Annotated in this window: 11 protein-coding genes; 6 read left to right on the forward strand and 5 right to left on the reverse strand. The window is 70.0% G+C overall.

What is annotated here, in order from left to right; all coding sequences use genetic code 11:
* Window positions 1-96: 96 nt before the first annotated feature.
* Window positions 97-471, forward strand: a complete 375-nt coding sequence (locus tag LZ199_RS38485; protein ID WP_253998781.1) for a VOC family protein — start codon at window positions 97-99, stop codon at window positions 469-471.
* Window positions 472-487: 16 nt separating this feature from the next.
* Here LZ199_RS38485 and LZ199_RS38490 read toward each other — a convergent pair whose 3' ends face one another.
* From LZ199_RS38490 to LZ199_RS38510, 5 genes are all read right to left on the reverse strand, one after another.
* Window positions 488-1,345, reverse strand: coding sequence for a superantigen-like protein SSL4 (locus LZ199_RS38490; RefSeq protein WP_253998782.1), 858 nt, complete (start codon window positions 1,343-1,345; stop codon window positions 488-490).
* Window positions 1,342-2,292, reverse strand: a complete 951-nt coding sequence (locus LZ199_RS38495) for a hypothetical protein (RefSeq protein ID WP_253998783.1) — start codon at window positions 2,290-2,292, stop codon at window positions 1,342-1,344. Before LZ199_RS38495 ends, LZ199_RS38490 begins: the two co-directional genes overlap by 4 nt.
* Window position 2,293: 1 nt before the next feature.
* Window positions 2,294-3,829, reverse strand: coding sequence for a pilus assembly protein (locus LZ199_RS38500; protein WP_253998784.1), 1,536 nt, complete (start codon window positions 3,827-3,829; stop codon window positions 2,294-2,296).
* Window positions 3,808-4,602: a TadE family protein gene (locus tag LZ199_RS38505; protein ID WP_253998785.1), complete on the reverse strand. Its 795-nt coding sequence runs from the start codon at window positions 4,600-4,602 to the stop codon at window positions 3,808-3,810. Before LZ199_RS38505 ends, LZ199_RS38500 begins: the two co-directional genes overlap by 22 nt.
* A 157-nt stretch (window positions 4,603-4,759) precedes the next feature.
* The gene (locus tag LZ199_RS38510) at window positions 4,760-7,813 is read right to left on the reverse strand and encodes a helicase-related protein (protein ID WP_253998786.1); all 3,054 of its coding nucleotides are present in this window, start codon (window positions 7,811-7,813) and stop codon (window positions 4,760-4,762) included.
* A gap of 304 nt (window positions 7,814-8,117) precedes the next feature.
* On the opposite strand from LZ199_RS38510, the gene LZ199_RS38515 reads away from it, so the two are divergent.
* The 5 genes from LZ199_RS38515 to LZ199_RS38535 all read left to right on the forward strand — a co-directional run bounded on the left by LZ199_RS38515 (window position 8,118) and on the right by LZ199_RS38535 (window position 16,606).
* Window positions 8,118-9,971 (forward strand): sensor histidine kinase, encoded by a 1,854-nt coding sequence (locus tag LZ199_RS38515; protein WP_253998787.1) that lies wholly within the window; start codon window positions 8,118-8,120, stop codon window positions 9,969-9,971.
* Between the two features lie 262 nt (window positions 9,972-10,233).
* Window positions 10,234-12,090 carry a cytochrome C gene (locus LZ199_RS38520; RefSeq protein ID WP_253998788.1) on the forward strand — a complete coding sequence of 619 codons (1,857 nt, stop codon included), beginning with the start codon at window positions 10,234-10,236 and terminating at the stop codon, window positions 12,088-12,090.
* A 27-nt stretch (window positions 12,091-12,117) separates the two neighbouring features.
* Window positions 12,118-13,281, forward strand: coding sequence for an FIST signal transduction protein (locus LZ199_RS38525; RefSeq protein ID WP_253998789.1), 1,164 nt, complete (start codon window positions 12,118-12,120; stop codon window positions 13,279-13,281).
* 3 nt (window positions 13,282-13,284) lie between these two features.
* The gene (locus LZ199_RS38530) at window positions 13,285-16,218 is read left to right on the forward strand and encodes a response regulator (RefSeq protein WP_253998790.1); all 2,934 of its coding nucleotides are present in this window, start codon (window positions 13,285-13,287) and stop codon (window positions 16,216-16,218) included.
* Window positions 16,211-16,606 carry a response regulator gene (locus tag LZ199_RS38535; protein ID WP_253998791.1) on the forward strand — a complete coding sequence of 132 codons (396 nt, stop codon included), beginning with the start codon at window positions 16,211-16,213 and terminating at the stop codon, window positions 16,604-16,606. Before LZ199_RS38530 ends, LZ199_RS38535 begins: the two co-directional genes overlap by 8 nt.
* The last annotated feature ends 63 nt before the right edge of the window (window positions 16,607-16,669 follow it).

A 16,669-nucleotide genomic window follows, 5' to 3' on the forward strand; every position in this document is an offset into this window, starting at 1 on the left:
CGCGCCGTCGCGAGCGACAAACCTGACACGAGGCTGACAGGAACAGGGGCCATGCTGACTTCGCTCGGGCACTTCGCGCCGGGCGGGAGACACGTCATGGCCCATCGAGTGAACTGGTTCGAGATTCCCGTCGTCGACCTGGCGCGCGCCACGCGCTTCTACGAGGCGGTGCTGTCCACCACGCTGAAGGTGGAGGACTTCCACGGCACGCGGCTCGCCGTCTTCACCCGGAAGCAGGAGGGAGATGTGACGGGGGCGCTCGTCCACTCGGCGCACCTGCGGCCCTCGTTGGAGGGGAGCCGGGTGTACCTGGACGCGGGCACGGATTTGGATGGCGCCATCCGCCGAGTCCCTCAGGCCGGCGGCAAGGTGCTGGTGGAGAAGACGTCCATTGGAGCGCTGGGTGCGTTCGCCGTGGTGCGGGACACCGAGGGCAACGCGGTGGCGCTTCATGCGCACGTGACGGCGTGAGCGAAGTGGAGCGGTGTCAGGGCGCGACGCTGCTTTCGGGTGCGCGGGCGCGGCCCCGGTACACGAGGACGACGGAGCGCAGTCCTCCTTCGGCGGGCTCGTGCATGACGCGCAGCTCCTCGCCGGAGCGCGTGTACACCGTCGTGTCGCCGTCCTCGCGGCGCCATCCGTCGCGACGCAGGGCCTGGGCGTAGAAGGAGTCCACCTCTCCCGCGGACATCGGCACGAGGAAGGACATGGTCCTCGAGCTCTCTTCATTCACGCGCAGGACTTGTTGCGCGCCCGGGGGCAGCGTCGCGATATCGCCGACGGCACCCGGCTCCCTGCGGAGCGCGTGGTTGGCCTCGCCCAGGTAGACGAGGGTGATTCCGCCCTCCTGCGGCTGGAGGATGACGGTGAAGGTGATGCCCCGGTACATGTCGACGGCGGTGAGCATGGCCGCGCCGCTCGCGAGCTGGGGCTGCTCGTTGCCTGGTGGGACGTGCAGCCCTCCGGCACGGAAGGCATCCGCGAAGCGCTGGACCAGGTCTTCGGCGCGCTCCTTCACCACCACCGCGCGAAGGACCACCGGCACGCCGCCGGCCTCCACCACCTCGTTGGCGTCGATCTGCTCCAGCACGCGCATCGACGGCCAGGCGAAGCGCGGTGCACCGGGTGGCGACTCCGCGCCCGTGGGCGTCGGCGTAGCACTCGAAGGGGCGGGCTTCGAACTCGCCGCGGGCTTGCCGCGCGTGGAAACCGAGCCGGACTTGGGGGCGGGACTCACACCAGCCTCCACCTTCGGGCTCGACTTCGCGGCGCTCGCACCACCCTCGGGCACGGCGGACACGGGGGCCGCGCACAACAGCAACAGCGCGGCGAACACGGACCTCACCGCACCCGCACTCCACCCAGCCACCGGTTCTGCCGGGGCGTGTTGTACGGACGCCCCAGGTTCGGCGCGCTGAAGGGCGTCGTCTCCCAGACCGACTGGCCGCCCGCGTGCGTCCCGCCGATGTTCTCCTGGTAGCGGTCCTCCTCGCCCCGGAAGCTCATGAAGAACTGGTCCTCGTTCACCGACTCCGAGCCCACCAGCCCCGCGAGCGCCGAGCCCGCGCCACCACCGCCACCGTTCGTCCGATACACGCGCTCCGCCCAGAGGTAGTAGTCCCGGTTGCCGCAGACCGTCCCGCTGTTCACGCTCAACGGACAGGCCCGTCCCTCTTCCACTGTCGACAGGCCCCAGTCATCCAGGAGCAACCCGAACCGCCCCTGGCACTGGCCTCCCGACGCACGCCCCGCCGCGCAGACCCGGAAGGTCGCCGCCGCGCGCCGCTGTGACGCCTGGAAGAAGCTCGGCTCCATGAAGCGACCGATGCGCTCGGCGCGCAGCTGCGTGGAGGCCGTGCACCGCATGCCCTCCGTCAGCACCCGCATCGACGCCAGCGGCCCCTGCGCATCCGCCGGCCTCAGCGTGGGCACCCCCGCGGGCAGCTCCGCCTCGCAGTCCACCTGGATGGGCTGCGCGCGCGCAATCGCCAGCTGGAGCGGTACCCCACCCGAGCCATCCATGCGGCTGCGGCCGTCGTAGTCCACGTAGCGGCCGTTCGCCTCCGCCAGCGCTCCCGTCACCGCCGAGGCCCGCTGCCACTCCTGCTGCTCCGGGTCATGCATCACACGGCCCGTCGCGTTCCACATCGCGAAGTTCGCGGCCTCCTGCACCTTCAACGTCAGCGCCCCCACCTCCGCGAAGTAGATGCCGAACATGAGGATGGTGATGAACACCATCAACCCCAGCGACGTCTCGATGAGGGACTGTCCTCGTGCCGCTCGCGAGCGCATGTCAGTACCCTCCTCCCCGCCGACTGCCACCGCGATAGCCCGCCTGCTCCAGCTCCCGCAGCGTCCGGCCGTGCTCGGAGAAGCCCGCCGCCTCCAGGTTCGCCGCGGGCCTGTCATCCGTGGAGCCCTCCGGACTCACCAGCGTGGCGCGCCAGAAGGGGTTGAGGAAGTTGGGCGGCTCACGCCAGCCTCCACCCTGCCCCGCCGCGCGAGGCCGGTGGTAGTAGACGATGCCCGCCGACAGCGCGACCTGGTTGCGCTGCACGCTCTCACGCCCCGTGGGACGCGAGCGCCCCAGCGGAATCGCGAGGTCGAACTCCGTCGTGTTCTCCGCGGAGAAGCGGAAGCGGAAGAAGAGGTTCCACGGATCCGGGTTCCTCCGCCGCGCATCGCTGCCGTAGTCGCGGTGCAGCACCGAGTACAGCTTCGGCTGGCCATAGTGGTTGTTCGGCCCCTGCTGCAGCAGGTCCACGTTGTAGCTCATGGCGAACGGCCAGATGCCCGGGCACGACACGCACATTCCCAACGTGTGCCGCTCGAACAGCGGCTCGCCGGCCTCCGGCGCCTGTCCCGGCGGAAGGCGCAGGCCGTACACGTGCTGGTCCTCGGGCGTCTGCCGCTCGTCGGACATCACCCACGCGTCCGTCACCGGCACCGGGGCGGGGGGCGCATTGCTGGCGCACCGCGTGGGGACAATGGCCGTCGCGTGGTCATGCGCGGAGGAGTTGCGGCCCGACACCGTGGTGTACGTCGAGGAGTCCATCTCCGCGGACGCGCCGTAGCGCCGGAAGCCCGCGGACCGGGCGGCCCCACCCGTGCCAAACCCCGCGCTGCCCGTGGGCCGGTTGTGCACCCACGTCCACCCCATGCTGCCCATGGTGGCGTTGAGGTGCGCGGACGTGGTGCCACCCACCGGGCACACCGCGCCAGCGCTGCACCCTCCACCGCCCCGTCGCACCGCGTTCATCAGGTCTTCGTGGTTCGGCACCTCGTCGGCGCCGTTGAGCTCCTTGAAGCTCTTGCCCGCGCCGTCCGGCGTCGCCTCCAGCTCCGGGTTGGCCCCCCGGGCGATGCGCAGCGCCAGCCGCTGGTCGGCGATGTGCTCGCGCAGCAGGTGGCCGTAGATGTTCAGCCCCGCCCGGTAGAGGTTGCCCGCGCTGCCCTGGAGCACCTGCACCTGCGTGGCGGCGGCCTTGTCCATCACCTCCCACACCACCGGCGTGAAGGCGGGCGTACAGACGAGATGCGCCGCGTACACCTGGCTGCTGCGGCTGATGAGCGCCTGGGTGCCGGCCATGGCCACCATGTGGGCCACCTGCGCGCGGTTCATCACCGAAATCGCGTTGAACGTGCGCGCCGTCGCCACCGCCTGGCTGTACGCCGCCGCGTCCGCGGCCATCTGGATTTCGACGCGCTCCTTGGCGCGCATGCCGAAGCCCAGCGTCATCAACACCATCAACGCGAGCAGCAGCAGCGTCAGCGCGAAGAGGACCAGGGCCTGCCCTCGCGAGGACTTCAGAAGCCGGTGACGGGACATTCGGCGCCTCGCGAGAAGTTGTCGGCCATCACCGGCGTCATCATCCGCATCGCCGCGTGGACCTGGATGGGAAAGACGAAGTGGCCCCGGTTGCTCCACGTCACCATGCGCTCGTCCAGCGCGCCCCCCGGCCAGTCATTCGGCCCGAGCGGCGGCGCCTCGTCGTTCCACCAGTCCGAGCGCTTCTGCGCCGGCATCAGCGGATTGGTGGCCGTGTAGTTTCGCAACCCGAAGTGGGCCAGGAACATCCGGCTCATCACCCAGTTCGCGAAGGGGATGCGCATGTAGTACCAGGCCACCATGCGGATCTCCAACGTGCGGTTGTCGAGCGCCGCGTCGTTGTCCGTGGGCTGGTCGAAGAGCAGATCCTCGTTGCCCGCCAGCGCGTTCACCCACGCCGGATCCGGCGAGTCGCGGACAATCTCCACCATGGGCCCGTTGAAGAGGTTCCCGTAGGAGCTCATCACCCGGTACTCGTTGTCCCGCCGCAGCCGGAACGCTTCCGCCAGAATCTGCGGGCTGTCCGTGCGGACGATGGACGGCAGCATCGTCACCATCGCCGCGTGCATCATCGGCAGGCAGTCACCGTGGTTGAGGCTGCCCGCCCGAACCGCCCGGTACACCGCCACCTGAGCGAGGATGCGCGCCTGCAACATCATGAAGAGCTGCAGCGTCCCCAACACCAGGAACACCACCAGCGGGAGCGTCAAAGCCGCTTCCACCGCCGCCTGTCCGGACTGCTTGGATGTGGGTAACGTGGCGGGGGGAACCATACATCAATCAATTCCCTGAATCTTGTTGATTGAGGAATCGGTCAAGTGGACCGTAGCCAAAGTCAGCACCCAGTCCCACCGTGTGCGCCACAGTAGGACTGTCCGTCACAACTGGATGACACTCCGCGTCACGACTTCTCTTCCGCTGAGAGGCGTCTCAGCGGTTGATGACGAACCCGCAGGCGGAGTCGAGCGTCACCTTGGCCCCGTCCAGGGCCCGGAGCAAGCGCTCGTAGTGTGAGTGCTCCGCACCCAGCTGGGCCGCCAGGGCCTCGTCGGGCAGACCCAGGTGGTCCAGGGACAGGCGCAGGCGCTCCAGGGCGGCGTCCCGCTCGGCTTCAATGGCCTCGCGGGCGGAGGTGGTGAGCTTCTTCAGCGCGGCCTCCGCGGCGCGCTGGCCCACGGGCACCCCTGCGTCCACGAAGGCGTCGAAGCCCGGGAAGGCGCGCCCCACCTCGTCGCCCTTGAGCGACTTGCCGTCGGCCTCCAGCGCGGGGAGCAGGGAGTCGTCCGCCTTGGGGCCGCCCGCACCGCCCTCCACCACGGCCACGTGCAGCAGCGTGCGCTCCAGGAAGCGCGCCAGCTGGCGGCTGGGCACGCGCGCGCCCGGGGAGGTGTCCTCCGGCTCCGGGAGCTGCACGTGGTAGAGCAGCTCCAGCCCCCGCGCCTTCAGCGGCCCGCGCTTCTCGATGAAGCGGAAGGCGCTGCGGCCATAGGGCCCGTCGCGCAGGAAGCCGAAGAGGGCCTCCACCAGCGGGTGGCCGGTGGCGAAGTACTCCAGCTCCTCCGCCTCCACCGCCGTGTCGCGCCAGAAGGTGCCCAGGCGCGTGTGGTCCTCCGTGACGTCCAGCCCCGGCAGCCCGTCCACCTTCAGCGCGTGGCCGAACTGGAAGGCCACCTGGAAGGCCTCCACCTGCTCGTCGATGTCCACGCCGATGCCCACCCGGCGCGCCAGCTCGGCGACAGTCTCTTCCAGCCGCTCGTCCAAATCCCGGGCGATGCTCCACAGGCCGTCCTCCACGCCGGGCGCCTCGCCGTCCTCGTCCTCGTCGGGCTCCAGGCCCATCCGCTCCTGCGCGCGCTTCACCAGCCGCTCCACCGCGGGCCGGTCGAAGCTGCGCACGTCCAGCAGCGGGTCATACGCGCGCTTCACCTGCTCGCGCGCCGCTTCGACCTTCGCCTTCAGCTCGGCGGCGTAGGACACGCGCGCCTCGCGCGGCAGCAGCGCCAGCTCCGCGAGCCGGTCCTCCACCTCCTCCAGCACCGCGTCCAGGCCGCCCACCGTCTCGCCGAAGACGCCGACAGCGTCCGCCAGCAGCGTCAGCACGTCCGACGCCAGCGTGCCCACCGGGTCGAAGACGTGAATCTCCACCGGGTGCGTCTGGCCGATGCGGTCCAACCGGCCGATGCGCTGCTCCACCGTGGACGGGCTCCAGGGCAAGTCGTAGTGGACCAGGTGGTGCGCGAACTGGAAGTTGCGGCCCTCGCCGCCCACCTCCGTGCACAGCAGTACCTTCGGGCCCTCGGGTCCCCGGAAGCGCGCCACCTGCCTGTCGCGCTCCACCAGCGGCAGGTCACCGTGGTAGCCCAGCGCCTCCACGCCCTCGCGCCCCAGCTCCGCCTGGAGCATCTCCAGCGTGTCCCGGCTCTCCGTGAAGACGAGCACCTTCGCCGCCGGCTCCGCCTTCCACACGTTCCGCAGCACGCCCAGGAAGGCGCCGAACTTCGCGTCGCGCGAGGGCAGCTTCAAGTCCTCTGCCTGGGCCTTCAGCACCGGATTGGAGCGCACCGCGCCCGCGAAGGCCGCCGGGCTCGACTCCAGCCGCCGCAGCACGTTGCCCAGCGGCGCGCCTCGCAACGTCCCCGCCGCCAGCGTCGCCAGCGCCGCGTCGCGAATCTTGAGCTCCTCCGCGGGCAGCGTCACCGGATGGCGATGCAGCCTGCGCTTGGAGAAACCACCCACCACCGCACGCCGGTTACGCACCAGCCTGTCGCTCAGGCTGTACGTCTCCGCCAGGTGCTGGAGCAGGGCCTCCGGCTCCTTGAGTGTCTTGAGCCGCGCGTCCTCGGGGAAGCGCTTCGCCAGCGCCTTCACCGCCGCGTCGGGCTTGCCCTTGCCGCCCTCCATCAATGCGCGCACCGCGGCGGACAGCTCCTCCTGGCGCGCCAGGCGCTCCTCGAAGCCCGCCACGCTGGGCGCGGTGGCCGCGTCAATCAGCGTGAGCAGCCCGTGGTACTCGGCCGGGTCCAGCTGCATGGGCGTGGCGGTGAGCAGCAAGAGGCCCCAGGAGTTCTTCGCCAGGACGTCGGCCGCCTCGAAGGCCCGCTCACCCTTGAGGTGGTGCGCCTCGTCGATGATGACCAAATCCCAGAACGCATCCTCGGCGCCGAGCTCCTGGCGGTGCTCCTCGCTGCGGGAGAGCAGCTCCAGGCTCGTCACGACCAACGGGAAGCGCGCCCACGGGGAGACGTCCGGCGCCTCCTTGAGCGACTGCGCGTAGCGGTCCGAGTCCATCAGCGTGAAGAGCTGGTTGAACTTGTGGAACAGCTCCACCAGCCACTGCACCGTGAGGTGACTGGGCGCCACCACCAGACACCTGCGCACGAGCCCCGACAGGCGCAGCGCGCTGAACACCATGCCCGCTTCAATCGTCTTGCCCAGGCCCACCTCGTCGGCGAGCACGAAGCGCGGACGGCGCGCGGACAGCACGCGCTGCACCACGCCCACCTGGTGCGGCTTCACCATGATGCGGCTGGCCAGGAGCGCCCCCAGCGCGTCACAGCGGCGCTCGTCATCCAGGACCAGCGCCTGCTTGCGCAGCGTGAAGGCGCGGGCCTCACCCACCCGCCCCTCGCGCAGCGTGGACAGGAGGTCGGAGCGAGGGGGCAGCGCGCGCACCTCCGACTCCGGCAGCTCGTCCTCCTCGCCCGTGTCCGCGTAGCGCAGCACGTAGCGGCGCAGGCCGCGCGCGCCCGGCTCCTCGGCCACGACGAGGGCCAGCCGCCCCTTGTACGTCAGCACCGGCTCCCCCGGTGGCAGCGGATACGACACCAGGGCACCGCCCTTGGTGGACACCAGAATCGGGGCGTCCTCCCGCGCGGGGAAGACCACGAGCGCCTTGGCGCCTTCCTCGTGGAGCGACAGCAGGTGTCCCACACCCCATTCGGGCTGCGGGAGGTAGCGGACCTTCAGACCTTCGACGAGGGACATAGGCGGTGCGGGACGACCCGAGCAAAGAGGGGGCCCGCCTCATAACTCCCAGCCCCGGCGATGGCCACGGTTGATGAGGCGCCCCGCCCGTCACGCAACACCCCCAGTTGCCGCGCCCGACTCGCGCGGGCCCGCGAAACCCGGCGGAGCGTGGTCCAACTTCCACCCTGGGAGAGTCACGAAGCGCCCCCTGGGGCGACTCCGACTTTGTCCAACCGGGCAATGTTCTCGTCTCCTCGTATCAGGGATGCTGGCGGTCGCCTTCCTGATGCGGGTTCCCGCTAGGGATGGGGGGGAGTGCCACATGATGCGACGTTGGACGTTCGCTCAGCGAGTCGGGGCGGGTGTGTCCGCCTGCATGCTCGCCGGTCTGCTGCTCCTCGCGACTCTCCTGTCCGCGGCGCATGGACTGCTCAATCACACGGAGGCCGCGCGCGTCGCGCTGCAGCAGACGCTCCTGGCCGGCTGCGTGGGCCTGGCCGGAGTGGGCGCGCTGGGCTTCGTGCTGCACCACGCGCTGGCCCCGCTGCACGCCCGGCACGAGCACAGCGAGCAGCGCCTGCTGCTCTTGATGGAGGCCGTGACGGACTACGCGCTGTGCTTTTTGGACCTGCACGGCCGCGTCACCGCGTGGAACGCCGGCGCGGAGCGCCTCACCGGCTGGGCCGCGACGGACGTCACCGGCCGCACGCTGGAGCACCTGCACCCCGAGGACGCGGTGGCCGCGGGCGTCCCCCAGGCCCACCTGGAGCGCGCCGCGCGCGAGGGGCGCCTGTTGTCCGAGGGCTGGCTCGTGCGCCGCGACGGCACGCGCTTCTGGGCGGAGACGCTGCTCACCGCGCTGTGGGACTCGCGCGGCAGGCTGCGCGGCTTCGCCGAGGTGACGCGCGACATCACCGAGCGCCGCCGCATGGAGCGCGCCCAGGCCCTCTTCGCCGAGGCGGGCCGCGTCCTCCAGCCGCTCTCTGGAGCCCGCGAAGTCGGCGAGGCCCTCACGCGCCTGTGCGTGCCCGAGGTCGCCGACGCGTGCATCCTCTTCCTTCCCTCCGAGGACGGCCAGGTGCGTCCCCAGGCCGTCGCCTGCGCGGACGCGCAAGCCGCCAGCCGCCTGTGGGAGCCGCTGCTCCGAAGCCCGCACGGCGACGAGGTGGGGCCCAGCCACGTGGTGTGCACCGGCCGCGCGGAGCTCCTGCCGGAGGTGGACCTGGAGCGACTGCCCCTGGCCCTGGAGCACACCGCGCACGGCGAGCTCTTGCGCGTGCTGGGCGTGACGTCCGCGCTCACCGTGCCGCTGGCGGTGGGCCCGCGCGTGCTGGGCGCGCTGTGCCTGCTGTCCACCGGCGCGCGGCGCTACGGCCAGGTGGACCGGGCCTTCATGGAGGAGCTGGCCGCCAGGGCCGCCCTCGCCCTGGACAACGCGCGCCTGCTCGCCGAGGCGCAGGGAGCGCTGGAGCTCATCGGCGTGGCCGCGCACGATTTGGGCAACCCCCTGGCCTCGCTCCAGCTGCGGCTGCGACGGCTGCGCCTGCTGGACGTCACCGCGCACGAGCCCCGCATGCGCGAGGGCCTGGCGGGCGTGGAGGGCGAGGCGCGCCGCATGGGGCGGCTGCTGCACAACCTGCTGGACTTGTCGCGCCTGTCCGCCGGCCACATGACGCTGGACCGCGAGGACGTGGACCTGGCCGCGCTGGTGCGCGAGGTGGCCGAGCGCCACGCGGAGCAGGCCACCGCCGCCGGCTGCGCCCTCACCGTGCGCGTCCAGGAGGACGACGACGCCACCGGGAAGTGGGACCGGCTGCGCCTGGACCGCGTGGTGACGAACCTCCTGAGCAACGCGCTCAAGTTCGGCCACGGCCAGCCCGTGGACCTGAGCGTCCACGGCGATGCCACCCACGTGCGCGTCACCGTGAAGGACGCGGGCCTGGGCATCGCCCTTGGAGATCAACAGCGCCTCTTCCGCCGCTTCGAGCGCGTCCATGGCGACGGCCCGCACCACCCCGGCACCGGCCTGGGCCTCTACATCACCCACCAGCTCGTCGAGGCCCACGGCGGCTCCATCCACCTCCGGAGCCGAATCGGGGAAGGCGCGGAATTCACCATCGAACTTCCAAGGACCCTCCAGGGCAGGTCCTGCCTCGCCTTACAAGTCAGTGTCTAACCCCCTGGAATTCCTCCAGTGAATCAGGAAAATTCCGACAGTTGACACCTCCTGGGTTTGAGGGCAGCGGATTATTTTCCTAGAAGTTGAAGACATCTGTTCACTCCAGATATTCTTCGTACGGCTAAAAAGGCTCGAACCGGGGAAACCCGGAAACGGGAGAGACCCGGCCCACATCGTCCCCCCGACGACGGGCTACAGGGTCCGCTGGCCGGGGCGCCAATGGCGGTGCCCGAAACCACACGTACGAGGAGATTCACCCATGGGTGGACTTGGAGCACCCTGGTCCCAGCGCGAGGCGTGTGTATCCCGCTCGCTCGGTTACCCCACGACCAGCCGGAGGTTGCTGCTGGCCGCGGTGACGGGGTTGCTGGTGGCCTGCGGAGGACCGGACCTGGGCTCGGAAGAAGCTTTCGCGGTGGACTCGCTGGAGTCGGAGGCCCAGGCGTTGTCGGGGCTGGACGACTCGCGCCGCCCGCGTCCCCAAGAGCCCGTGGGTCTGGCGCTCGAGGTGGACAATGGCGTGGGCAAGCCCGTGCGCGTGCGCGCGGGTGGCACCTTCTTCATCAGCCAGATTGATATCCGCGCCGCCGTCATGGCCTTCGTCGACAACAAGGACATGAAGGCGCTGCGCACCACCAGCGACTTCGCCGGGCTGGGCTGGACGGGCCTGCGCGCGGTGGACGAGGAGCCGGTGCTGCTGGGCAGCCCTGGTGCGTATACCCGCCGCCGCTTCTACCGGGGCGCGGCGTGGATGGACGTGCCCAGCGTCTTCACCGTGGAGCCGGTGGACTCGCGCGGCCGCCTCACCGGCCTGCCCGTGCTCCTGAACATCGGCTCCGAGCACCAGCGCCGGGACCGCAGCGACGACTTCTTCATCCGCCGCCTGCGCGCCATCCACACCACGAGGGACTGCAGGACGCCCACCGACTGCACGGGCGCCAAGGACTTCGAGGAGGAGGCGATTGTCGAGGTCCGCAACGCGTACGAGCACGCCAAAGAGCGCGCCCTCACGCTGTCCTCCGGCACCACCGCCCTGCGCCTGCGCTGGAGCCTGCGCCCCTTCGCCCCGTACTCCATCCCCGTCGAGCAGGTGAAGAACCCGGACTATGCGTACGGCTTCGGCATCGATATCGCCGCGCTCACCCCGCCGCGCCGGGATGGCACGTACGCGCCCGGGTCCGAAATCACCTTCCAGGTCACCCTGCGGGACGGGGAGGGAAAACGCCTCCACCCCTCGGGGAGTCTGCCGGCCTACAATGAGGTCGCTCCCGTTGGCGGAAACGCGGCGGGCATCCAGTACTATCGGGCCTTCTTCGATGCGACGACGACGTACTACCGGCGCAAGCACCGGGAGCGGATGCTGATGACGCAAATCATCGGGCCCGCACAGAACATCCAGCCCATCCGCTCCATCATCGACATCGACGCGTTCCTGGACCCGGAGGTCGACGAGCAGGTGGTGGCCACCGAGGCGCGCGACGGAGTGTTCTCCCAGTTCGCGATCCTGCCCTTCGCCAACATCGTCTTCCGCGGCGCCTTCTTCCCTGGGGAGGGCCTCTGGGACCGTCCCAACACGGACACCTGGCAGTACACGATTCCCGCCAACGCCACGCCGGGCACCTATCTCGTGACGGTGAAGGGCCGCCGCGTGTACCTGGGCGAGGACATCCCCGGCTCGCGCACCATCGAAATCCAGGTGGGCTCCAAGAAGCGCACCGAGGCGAAGCTGACGACGGGCCCGTGCAACAGCTGCCACAGCGAGGGCGGAGAGCTGTCCGAAGTCCTCCACGCCAACGACAACCGCGCCGCGTGCAACGGGTGCCATGCGCCGCTGGGCTTCGAATTGGAAGGCCCCATCTTCGTGCGCACGCACTTCATCCACTCGCGCTCCAACCGCTTTGATGCGCCCCTGGAGAAGTGCTCCTCCTGTCACCTGACGAAGGAGAGCATCCAGCGCACCAGCAAGGCCGCGTGCCTGTCGTGCCACAAGAGCTACCCGGACAACCACGTGGCGAAGTTCGGGCCCATCGAGAGCATGTACGTCGGGGGAGGCAGAGAGTCCTTCCAGCAGTGCACCGGCGCCTGTCATACCCAGCATCCGCGCGCCGGCCTCTAGCCGCCGCCAGCCCCCCGGAGGTCCTTCATGGCACAAGTGAAGATGCAGACGGCTCGCACCACGCTGAAGGAGCCCGAAGCCGCCGCGGAGGACCTGTTGAGCCAGCTGGGCGCCATCAAGCCCGTGCTGGTGACGATGTTCGCCTCGCGGGACAGGGACCCCTACGCCCTGAACCGCGCGGTGCGCGCGCGGCTGCCACCGGGCACCCGGCTGGTGGGCGCCACGACGGCGGGCGAGCTGGACAACACCGGCATCCACGAGGGCAGCGTGGTGCTGTCCGCGCTCTCGGGTGATTTGGAGGTCGGCCTGGGCCTGGGCACCGGGCTCTCCCTGGATGCCATCAGCGCGGGACAGGTGGCCATCAAGCGCGCCTGCGAGGACCTGGGCGTGCGGCAGCAGGACCTGGACCCGCGCCGGTATGTCGGCCTCGTCATCGACGACGGCTTCCGCTACAAGAAAGAAGAGCTGCTGCTGGGCATCCTGGAGCGCAGCCAGACGCTGGTGCTCGTGGGCGGCGGCGCCAGCGACGACAACCGGGACCCGGCCAGGCAGTCCGCGCTGGTGCACGTGGACGGAGAGGTCGCCACCGACGCGGTGCTGGTGGCCCTGTTCCGCACCAGTGCGCCGTGGGCCGCGCTGCGCTCGCACTGGTACGTGCCCACCGGCGAGAAGCTCACCATCACCAAGGTGGACGAGAGCCACACGCGCGCGCTCGAAATCGACGGCCGCCCGGCCGCGAAGCGCTACGCCGAAATCCTGGGCGTGGAGGACGTGAGGGACTTGGAGTTCGGCACGCCCCAGGGCTTCGCGGTGCGCCCCACGGCGCTGCGCGTGGGCCGCGAGTACTTCATCCGCGCGGCGTGGAGGCCCCAGGAGGACGGCTCCATCCTCTTCGCCAACCTGCTGGAGGAGGGCACCGAGCTGGAGCTGATGAAGCTGGGTGACATGGCGGGGATGACGAAGAGCTTCTTCACGGACGAGATGCCCCGCCGGGTACAGAACCCCCAGGCCGCTCTCCTGTTCCACTGCGGCGGGCGCATGTGGTACGCGCATGCGACCAACACGGTTTCCCAGCTCGCGGAGACTTTGAAGGCCGCACCCACCGCCGCTGGGATGAACGTGCACTTCGAAATCTACTCGGGGTTCCACATCAACACCACGCTGACCACGCTGGTGTTCGGGGCGAACTGAGCCATGGCCACCTCCCTCACCTCCTCCGTCCCGACGGCGGCCACCGCCACCCTGCTGCTGGTGGCGAGCGAGCGCGAGTGCCAGCGCGTGGAAGAAGCGCTCGCCCAGGCAGGCGTCGTCTCCCAGGCGGAGCGGGCCACCAGCGCCGAGTCCCTGACGGCCGCGCTGGCGCGCCCCTGGTCGCTCGTCGTGTGTGGCTCGGAAGTGCCGGGCCTGGGCTTCGCGGAGGCACAGGCGCTGTGGCGCAAGCACTCGCGCGAGCTGCCCTTCGTCGTGCTGTCGCGCGAGTGGAGCGACGACACGCTGGAGGCCAGCACCCGGGCGGGCGCTCGCGACTACGTCAGCGAGGACCGCTTCAACCGCATGGCGCCCGTGCTGCGCCGCGAGCTGCCCCTGGCCGGAGACAGGCTCCGCCACGACGCCACCGCGGAGGAGCTGCACCGCACCAACTGGATTCTGGGCAACATCATCGACGCCCTGCCCTTCGTCCTCTTCGTGAAGGACGCGGCGACGCGCCGGCTCGTCGTCGCCAACAAGACCTTCGCTGACGCGTTCGGCGTCACCAAGGAGTGGCTGCTCGGCAAGCTGGACCACGACTACTTCCCGCAGGAGCAGGCGGACTCGTTCGTCGCCATCGACTCCGACATCCTCGCCAGCAAGAAGATGCGCTCCTTCGAGGAGGTGGCGCGCGCGAGCGGCGTGGACCGCATCTTCGCCACGCGCAAGCTGCCGCTGATGGACGACAGCGGCGAGGCCCGCTACGTGCTGGGCGTCACCGAGGACATCACCGAGCGCAAGCAGAACGAGGAGATGCTGCGCGCGTCCAAGGCGGAGCTGGAGGCGGCCAACAAGCAGCTCGCCGCCAGCCTGGAGGAGATCAAGCGCACGCGCGCCGTGTCCGCCCGCTCGCTGGCGTCCTACCAGCAGCGCGCGCTGCAGATGGAGATCATCCGCCAGCAGAACGAGGACCTGGACCGGCTGGCCCAGGAGCTGGCGCTGGCCAAGCGCAACGAGGAGGAGCGCGCCCGCGAGGCCGAGGCCGCCGTCCGCCTCAAGAGCGAGTTCCTGGCCAACTTCAGCCATGAAATCCGCACGCCGCTCAACGGCATCATCGGCTACTGCGACCTCTTGATGCGCGAGGAGGGCTCGCGCCTGACGGCCCATGGCCGCCGCGACCTCAACGTCGTCAAGACGAACGCGAAGACGTTGCTCGCGCTCATCAACGACATCCTGGACCTGTCCAAGATTGAAGCGGGCAAGGTGGACGTCGTCACCGAGCCGGTGGACGTGCAGGAGCTGGCCGACGAGTGCATGGCCACGGTGAAGGAGTACCTCAAGGGCAAGGACGTGACGCTGACGACGCACATCGACGGGCAGGCAAGCATGCTGCGCACCGATGCGCTGAAGCTGCGGCAGATCATGCTCAACCTCCTGAGCAACGCCGCCAAGTTCACCGACACGGGCGAGGTCGCCCTGAGCATGGTGCCCTCCGGCGACGAAGTGGTGATGACGGTGGAGGACACCGGCGTCGGCATCCCCGCGGACCAGCTCCCCTTCATCTTCGAGAAGTTCCGTCAGGTGGACGGCTCCACGACGCGCAAGGTGGGCGGCACGGGCCTGGGGCTGGCGATTGTCCGCGAGCTGTCACGCGTGCTCGGCGGCACCGTCAACGTGGTGTCCACGCTGGGCCGGGGCACCACCTTCACCGTGCGCCTGCCCAACACGGGGAACGCACACGCGCAGGTCGCGGTCCACGAGCGCGGCGTGCCGGTGGCGGAGGTCGCCCAGCACGTGAGCACGCTGGCGCAGCCCGGCAGCACGGTGCTGGTGGTGGATGATGATCCGCTCATCCAGCAGCTCGTCACCGGCCAGTTGGAGCCCGCGGGCTTCAAGGTGGTGGTGGCCGAGGACGGCATCGCCGCCCTCAAGCGCGCCCGGGAGCTCCGGCCGCAGGCCATCCTGCTGGACATCCACCTGCCCAAGCTGGACGGCTGGTCCGTGCTCAGCCAGCTCAAGGGCGACCAGTCGCTGGCCACCATCCCCGTCATCCTCATCTCCGTGGAGGAGCAGCGCGCGCGGGGCTTCTCGCTGGGCGCGTGCGAGTACCTGGTCAAGCCGGTGGAGCCCGAGCGCCTGGTCGAAGTCGTGCAGCGCTGCCTGGGCCAGCCGTCCGGCACCTCCGCGGGCGACGTGCTGGTGGTGGACGACGACTCCGCCACGCGGGAGCTGGTCAGCCGCAACCTGCGCCGCGCGGGCTTCTCCACCGCCGAGGCTCGCAACGGCGAGGACGCGCTGCTCAAGGCGCGCGTCTCACCGCCGTCCCTCGTCGTGCTCGACTTGATGATGCCCAACCTGGATGGCTTCGAGGTGCTGCGGCGGCTGCGCGCGGAGAAGCTCCAGGTGCCCGTCGTCGTGCTCACCGGAAAGTCGCTCACCCACGAGGAGGAGTCGCTCTTGCGCGATGGCTTCGCCGGCTTCGTGAAGAAGGGCGGCCACGCGCTGGAGGACGTCATCGCCCAGGCCAAGGGCCTGCTGTTGTCGCAGCGCGCCGCCACGGCCGGCAGGCTGCCTCGCATCCTGTATGTGGAGGACAGTGCCCAGAATCGGGATATCGTCCGCCGCTACCTGGGCGGACTGTTCGAAGTCATCGAGGCGGAGGACGGAGAGCACGGACTGGAGCGCGCGACGCGCGACAATCCGGACCTCATCCTGATGGACCTTTCCCTGCCACGGCTGGATGGTTGGGAGGCAACACGTCGCTTGCGTGCGGTACCCTCCGTGGCCAACGTGCCGGTCATCGCGGTGACGGCTCACGCGGGGCGGGAGTACCAGGACAAGGCACACGCGGCGGGCTGCACCGCGTACCTCACCAAGCCCCTTGATCGTGACCAGTTGCTCGAGATGATCCGCAAGCATCTAGGGAGAAGCCATGGCTGAAGAAAAAGCACGCGTCCTGGTGGTGGACGATGACCCGGACCTGCTCGACCTCGTCCAGCGCTCGCTGAGCTCCTATGGCTTCGAGGTGCTCACACACACCTCGGCGCTGGGCGTGTCGAACCTGGTGAGCGCGTCCGAGCCGGACTTCGTCCTCATCGACGTCAACTTCCCCGCCCTCAAGGGCGACAAGGTCGTCAACCTCGCGCGCCAGTACGCGTCCGCGAAGACGAAGTTCATCCTCTACTCGGCCTCGGACGAGTCGAAGCTGCGCTCGCTCGCGCTCGCCTCCGGCGCGGACGGCTACATCTCCAAGAGCGTCCAGGGGGAGGAGCTGGCCAACCGGCTGCGCACCTTCCGCCTCAAGCCGCGCCCGCCCTCGGGCACCTGAGCCGTTGTCTCTCCGTGCTCCGGGCCACCCAACGGCCCGGGGCACGGGCACCCGAAGCACCCA

The sequence above is a fragment of the Myxococcus qinghaiensis genome (genome assembly GCF_024198215.1).
Classification (GTDB): Bacteria; Myxococcota; Myxococcia; order Myxococcales; family Myxococcaceae; genus Myxococcus; species Myxococcus qinghaiensis.

Excerpts from the sequence above, each read along its gene's own strand:
- LZ199_RS38485 (WP_253998781.1), top strand. The coding sequence starts at position 97 with ATGGCCCATCGAGTGAACTGGTTCGAGATTCCCGTCGTCGACCTGGCG.
- LZ199_RS38495 (WP_253998783.1), bottom strand. The coding sequence starts at position 2,292 with ATGCGCTCGCGAGCGGCACGAGGACAGTCCCTCATCGAGACGTCGCTG.
- LZ199_RS38500 (WP_253998784.1), bottom strand. The coding sequence starts at position 3,829 with ATGTCCCGTCACCGGCTTCTGAAGTCCTCGCGAGGGCAGGCCCTGGTC.
- LZ199_RS38505 (WP_253998785.1), bottom strand. The coding sequence starts at position 4,602 with ATGGTTCCCCCCGCCACGTTACCCACATCCAAGCAGTCCGGACAGGCG.
- LZ199_RS38510 (WP_253998786.1), bottom strand. The coding sequence starts at position 7,813 with ATGTCCCTCGTCGAAGGTCTGAAGGTCCGCTACCTCCCGCAGCCCGAA.
- LZ199_RS38515 (WP_253998787.1), top strand. The coding sequence starts at position 8,118 with ATGATGCGACGTTGGACGTTCGCTCAGCGAGTCGGGGCGGGTGTGTCC.
- LZ199_RS38520 (WP_253998788.1), top strand. The coding sequence starts at position 10,234 with ATGGGTGGACTTGGAGCACCCTGGTCCCAGCGCGAGGCGTGTGTATCC.
- LZ199_RS38525 (WP_253998789.1), top strand. The coding sequence starts at position 12,118 with ATGGCACAAGTGAAGATGCAGACGGCTCGCACCACGCTGAAGGAGCCC.
- LZ199_RS38530 (WP_253998790.1), top strand. The coding sequence starts at position 13,285 with ATGGCCACCTCCCTCACCTCCTCCGTCCCGACGGCGGCCACCGCCACC.
- LZ199_RS38535 (WP_253998791.1), top strand. The coding sequence starts at position 16,211 with ATGGCTGAAGAAAAAGCACGCGTCCTGGTGGTGGACGATGACCCGGAC.